The following is a 1,751-nucleotide window of genomic DNA, read 5'->3' as shown; positions in this document are numbered from 1 at the left end:
GGGCAATCAGCCTATCTGACTGTTTTGCCCTCTTAAAAAATATTGCTCTTTTTTATGCTATTTGGAGTTTACACAAAATCAGGGATACACCCAAATAAATGAAAGATGTCTTGGAGCTTGTATTGAGCTTCAAGACATCTTTTTATTATGAATGGTAGCTCTCGGCTGTTGAGGTAGTTTATTTACCCTTTGGATGACACACTTATCATCCCCATGATATTACTATACGTTATTAATGACTAGCTTTGGCAGTTAATTCACCGCACTGTTACTTCGACGCTTTTACAACAATGCCTTTATCATCAAATTCTATCGTAGTGCCGGCTTCATAAGCCTTAATGCTGACTGCTGACAGAATACCGCTTAGTGACAGCAGCTTGGTATTTTTGTTTAAGGTGCCCTTGAGTACTTCACCTTTCTCATTTAGCATAATTGGTTTGCCACCCTTGAATTCAACAAGCCCAGAGCAAGCCGAGTTATCTGAATAGTTTTCCGTTAAAATTTGTAGCCAACCGACAGGCCGCAGGTAGGAATCACTGGACAAATTGCACATGGCAACCATCCCATTTTTATGAAAACTTATCTCCCCATTAGATACAAGTATATGATTTGTTTGATTTAGGGTGATACTTTCATTAGAACCACTTATTGTACCATTAATAACTTCACCTTTATCATTGAAGGTAACTTTTGTGCCACCCTTAAATGGAAGAACTCTATTCGTTGGTTCCTTCGTTGTATAAGAGTAAACATAGAAGGGGACAGGCGTGTATGCTGTCCTGACCGTATCCTGGGATGTCCCGCTTTCATATGGCAAGCTTATATCTTCAGCTAATATACCTTCAAAGACCTCGCCATACTCGTTAAGCGTAACAACGGTTCCTTGCTTAAACTTAGGGATATTAGACCATGTTGCCACTATAACTCCAGCCGGCGTTATTCTTGTATTTTCCGTCAAAGTTCTGGTATATAGCGCCGCCTCAGCATTTGCAATATAACCGAAAAGTAAAAATCCACTAAGCATAACCCCCGTTAATACTTTTAGTAAATTTCTTTGCATATAAATCCCTCCATCATTTTATACCATAGATTTCCTTTCGCTATAATTCGTATTATCCCTTCCACTTCATGCCGCTTTATATATAACTGCCAAGAGCTAAGCCCCTGGCAGTTATATATATGCAATTGAATCGTAAACAGGAATGCTGCTATGAATCCAAGGAAAGCCGATGCAGCGTTGTTTGAAAAAGAAAAGAGAATAATGGCTGGATGTCATGAAGAATAAACCGAAGCAGAAGCCAATGGCACAGTCTGTCAGAGCATCAAATAAGGTAGAACCCGAAAATTCAACTTGAACTTTCGGGTTCTACCTTATTTTCAGGAATTGAAAATGTAACATGGTTTTTTATGCCGTACCATTGAATTGGTTGAATGACTATCTAAATAATAGATCTTGGTATAGGGCGGGGTTATGCGTGGACTAAGAACTAAAAAATTAGTGGTTTAAACCATAAAACACCTAAAAAATGACTATCCTTATTAAGACTAAACTGTACGGATTAATATATAGAAGGATAAATTACAGGCGAGCCTTTTTGTTATCTGACATAACACTTCGTATGAGCAAATAAAGAATAAGGCTTATAAGGGTTGTTTTGAGACTATCCCGAAAACTGTGTAAACCTCCAAGATGGTGTAAAATAGAAGCACCGAACTTGGAGGTTTTAATTATGGTAAAAAGAAAAATCACC

1 protein-coding gene is annotated in these 1,751 nt (G+C 38.0%); it reads right to left on the bottom strand.

Features of this window, described 5'->3' with window-relative positions; genetic code table 11:
- Window positions 1-268 precede the first annotated feature (268 nt).
- Window positions 269-1,060 carry a hypothetical protein gene (locus F3H20_RS19740; RefSeq protein ID WP_149736548.1) on the bottom strand — a complete coding sequence of 264 codons (792 nt, stop codon included), beginning with the start codon at window positions 1,058-1,060 and terminating at the stop codon, window positions 269-271.
- Window positions 1,061-1,751: the final 691 nt, after the last annotated feature.

It is taken from the genome of Propionispora hippei DSM 15287, from assembly GCF_900141835.1.
Classification (GTDB): Bacteria; Bacillota; Negativicutes; order Propionisporales; family Propionisporaceae; genus Propionispora; species Propionispora hippei.
Note: the sequence above shows the minus strand (reverse complement) of the source record. Positions and strands in the feature narration are given on the sequence as shown.